Here is a 4,080-nt window from a genome sequence, read left to right on the forward strand (position 1 = left end):
TGGACCTGCCAGGGAGCCAGCCCCCTGGACCCCGATTCGTTGGCGGGTGGTGAATGGTTATTTTTTTTGTAAAGTACCGCCATGTTGAAAGCCAGCCATCGAGAACATGCCCCCCGATCCTTTGCCGATCTGAGGGCCTTCATGGAGTTTCTGGAATCTTGTGGTGAAATGGTGCGGGTGGATGTCCCGGTCCATTCCAGACTGGAGATAACGGAAATTTCCCGCCGTCTGTTGGCCACGAGTGGACCAGCCGTGTTGTTCACGCAGGTACGAGGTTCGGAGTTGCCTGTTTTGGCCAATCTGTTTGGTACACAGCGGCGGGTTGGATTGGCCATAGGACGCCAGATCGAGGATCTGGAGGAGTTGGGATATTTTTTGGCCACCTTACGTTCGCCTGATCCACCCCAAGGGTTGCGGGACGGGTGGAACCTGGTGCGCCGCCTCTCCCGGGTAAGGCATATGCGCCTGCGTTGGGTACGAAACCCCCCTTGTCAGGAGGTGGTGTGGAGCGGACCGGATGTGGATCTCTCCCGGTTGCCGATCCAAACCTGTTGGCCCGACGATGTGGGCCCCCTGGTGACCTGGCCCCTGGTCATTACCCGGGGAAGGCAGGGCGAAACGGTCAACATTGGGGTGTACCGCATGCAGGTGATCGGTCGCAATCGCCTGATCATGCGCTGGTTGCGGCATCGGGGAGGCGCCCAGCATGCCCGGGAACATGGCCGGATCATGCCCGTCGCCGTGGCCATTGGTTGTGATCCGGCAACCATCCTGGCCGCAGTGACACCCGTGCCGGAGACACTCTCCGAATACGCCTTCGCCGGATTGTTGAGGGAGAAGCCCGTTGAAGTGGCGCCAGCCTTGTCGGTGCCATTGCCGGTACCGGCCCGCGCCGAAATTGTCCTGGAAGGTGACGTGGATCTCATGGACCGTGCCCTGGAAGGCCCCTTCGGCGACCATACCGGATACTATAACGAGACAGAATATTTTCCGGTATTGACCGTACACAAGCTCACCATGCGCCGGCAACCGATCTATCTGAGCACCTTCACGGGGCGCCCTCCGGATGAGCCGGCCATTCTTGCCCTGGCCCTGAATCGCATTTTCGTGCCGCTTCTGAAAAAACAGTTTCCGGAGATCGAGGCCTTTCATCTGCCCATGGATGGGTGTTCCTATCGGGTGGCGGTGGTGAGCCTGCACAAACAATATCCCGGACATGCCTTCCGGATCATGGTTGGTATTTGGGGATTCTTGCGCCAGTTTCTCTACACCAAATATGTGATAGTGGTGGATGCAGGTGTGCCTGTGGAACGCTGGGGCATGGTGATGAAAGCCGTCGGTCGGCACGTCCACGCCGCCCGGGATCTCAAGGTGATGGAGGCCACACCCATCGACTATCTGGATTTTGCTTCACCCCAATCCGGTTTGGGTTCCAAACTGGGGGTGGATGCCACCACCAAAATGGGGCCGGAACTGGAGGGTATTGTCATCCCGGACAAGATCCGTGATGACCGGGCCACCGACTGGCCGGCAGCCGTTTTGCGCATGGTTCCAGCCATCCGGCGCGTCTACCGGGTTCCGGAGACACCCATGGTGATCCTGATTCTGGAAAAAAAGGATCCTCTGGAGGCGCGCAAGGCAGTTGACGTGATCTGGCGATTGGTGCCACAAGGGGCCGGTGCCGAACAAATCCTGGCGGTCGATCCTGACATCGATCCGGCTTCCTGGGCCGATCTGCTCTGGGCGCTGGCCACCCGCACCGATCCCGCACGGGATCTGCATCGGGAGCGGGATTCGGGACGTTTTGCCATCGATGCCACCCATAAGCTCCCGGAGGAGACAGAGCGGGTCTGGGGGCGGGTTTTGCGCATGGATGCCGCTACCCAGGAACTGGTCAACAGCCGATGGACGGAGTATGGTCTGCCCGGAGTTGGACGAACACCGTTTTGACGTAACCACTCAGCACCCTTGCAAGAAAAGCCTGGACCAGTCGTAACGATTCACCACCCCTGCAAGAAAAGCTTGGATACGACCCGGTCATCCCTATCGTTTAAGGAGAGTGGCAACCCATGGAAGCTCACGAAACACATGAAGCGATGCACCATGCCGCCCACGGTGGTCACGAAGGCCAGGGGCATGGTTCTTCCAGCCGCAACAAGCGCATCGCCATTCTGATCAGTATCATGGCTTGTTTGTTGTCGATCGTTGAAATTGGCGCCAACAGCGCACAAAACGCCTCCCTGGCTGCCCATATCGAAGCCTCCAACCTCTGGGCATTTTTCCAGGCCAAAACCATTCGCATGACGGCCACACGCACTTCCGCCGAACTTTTGGAAACCATGATGCCCCCCGATCTCTCCCCGGAGAGAGCCGCCGCATGGCAGAAGCGCGTGGCCGATTTTCAGGCCTCATCGAAACGTTTTGACAGTGAGCCGCAAACTGGCGAAGGACGCAAGGAGCTGATGGTCAGAGCCAAAGCGGCGGAAGCCGTCCACATTCGAGCCCTGCATGCCTACCACCTGTATGAATACAGTGCATCGGCCATGCAGATTGGCATCGTCCTGGCTTCGGCTGCTGCTGCAACGGGTGTGATCCTTCTGGCTTATCTGGCCGGATGTTTGGCCCTTGTCGGCGCAGCCATTGGCCTCATCGCCAAATGGGCGCCAACGATGCTCCACCTGTAGCGCCGTGGTAACGATTCACCACCCTTGCAAGAAAAGCCTGGACAGGAAAGCCTTTGTCAGGGCTTCGCCCCGCACCCCACCAGGACTCTGTCCTGGACCTGCCAGGGAGCCAGCCCCCTGGATCCCGATTCGTTTCCAGGAGGTGAATAGTAACGCGACATGATCACTCTAACGAAGGCCAGGCTGCATATCCTGGGCATATTGCTGTTCGGTTGGCTTTGGCTCGTGCCAGGGTTATCCGCGGCGTCGGGGTGCCGTATCGGATTTGACATCGGTTCTTCCGGCATTCGGGTGGGCCCGGCAACGCATACCGATCATGCCAAGGTGGCTGTTGACTATCTGGCGGACGTGTGGCCCGACCATGCCATCAACCTGACGGTCGAGGCCACCATCAAGGCCTTGCTCACTTTGCCCAAGGCGGCGGGCCTGCCGGAAGGGTGCGATGCGGTGGCGGGGGCCTATTCGGCATGGCGCCTGGCCCTGCAACATGGCAATCCTGCCCATACGTTGGCCACCCTGCGCGACATTTGGCAACGCACCCGGGTTGCCATCTTCATCATTCCCCAGGAGATCGAGGGAGAGTACGGCTACCTTGCCGCCAAGGTCGCCTTGGGCTCGGCATTGCGAACGCCGTTCGTACTGGACATCGGTGGTGGCAGCATGCAGATCGTCGGGGCAGATCGGGGTTGGGGAAGCGATCTGGGGCAAAAGGTGTGGCGCAGGACGTTTTGCGCCCGAATCAAGGAAAACCCCGACCCGGTCTGCTCGCCCAATCCTGTGGGTGGGGCGGCTGTGGAAAAATCGGCGCTCATCCTGGCTCCTCAGGTTGCTTCGGCCCGTGAGGCGTTGGGTTTCGTGGCGGGCCTGACAGCGATCAGCGCGCCGGTTGTCAAAGCTGTTCTGCCGACTCTGGCCTTTTTGGCCAACGAACGACACCTGATTTCAGGCAACGTGGATGCACAGGGCTTCAGCCGCATGGCTCTGGCCAGCGCTGTTGACCTGTTGTCGGCAAAGGATGATGCAGCCGTGGTCTCTTTGCTGGAGGGTTGCCGTGAAAACATGCGCCATCCCCTCTGCGCACCCCATTTTGTTGCCTCCCTGGTGACGGATATGCTACTCATCCATGCCTTCATGGCGGGTTTGCAGATTGAGCGCATGGATGTTGCCCAGGCTGAGATCACCAACGTTCCGGGTCTCCTGGCGGACAAACGTGCCCTGGCCTGGGCCAGCCATTACGACTGCTACCTGCGCACATTGGGTGAACTTGGCGTGGAAGCTTTCAAGACTGATCCAAAAAAGTGCAGTGACCATGAAAAAAAGGGGTAACCATTCACCACCCGACCACGAATCGGGGTCCAGGGGGCTGGCTCCCTGGCTTTGTCCAGGGCAGCGCCCT

General features: G+C 59.5%; 3 protein-coding genes. All 3 read left to right on the forward strand.

Annotation, left to right across the window (positions count from 1 at the left end; all coding sequences use genetic code 11):
• Nucleotides 1–81: 81 nt before the first annotated feature.
• The 3 genes from HQL63_15895 (at nucleotide 82) to HQL63_15905 (ending at nucleotide 4,010) form a co-directional block, all read left to right on the forward strand.
• On the forward strand, nucleotides 82–1,950 hold the full coding sequence (locus HQL63_15895) for a UbiD family decarboxylase (GenBank protein ID MBF0178305.1): 1,869 nt from the start codon (nucleotides 82–84) through the stop codon (nucleotides 1,948–1,950).
• Between the two features lie 119 nt (nucleotides 1,951–2,069).
• Nucleotides 2,070–2,684 (forward strand): DUF4337 domain-containing protein, encoded by a 615-nt coding sequence (locus HQL63_15900; GenBank protein ID MBF0178306.1) that lies wholly within the window; start codon nucleotides 2,070–2,072, stop codon nucleotides 2,682–2,684.
• Nucleotides 2,685–2,843: 159 nt separating this feature from the next.
• On the forward strand, nucleotides 2,844–4,010 hold the full coding sequence (locus HQL63_15905; protein ID MBF0178307.1) for a hypothetical protein: 1,167 nt from the start codon (nucleotides 2,844–2,846) through the stop codon (nucleotides 4,008–4,010).
• Nucleotides 4,011–4,080: the final 70 nt, after the last annotated feature.

It is taken from the genome of Magnetococcales bacterium (assembly GCA_015231175.1).
GTDB lineage: Bacteria > Pseudomonadota > Magnetococcia > Magnetococcales > DC0425bin3 > HA3dbin3.

Excerpts from the sequence above, each read along its gene's own strand:
- HQL63_15895 (MBF0178305.1), top strand. The coding sequence starts at position 82 with ATGTTGAAAGCCAGCCATCGAGAACATGCCCCCCGATCCTTTGCCGAT.
- HQL63_15900 (MBF0178306.1), top strand. The coding sequence starts at position 2,070 with ATGGAAGCTCACGAAACACATGAAGCGATGCACCATGCCGCCCACGGT.
- HQL63_15905 (MBF0178307.1), top strand. The coding sequence starts at position 2,844 with ATGATCACTCTAACGAAGGCCAGGCTGCATATCCTGGGCATATTGCTG.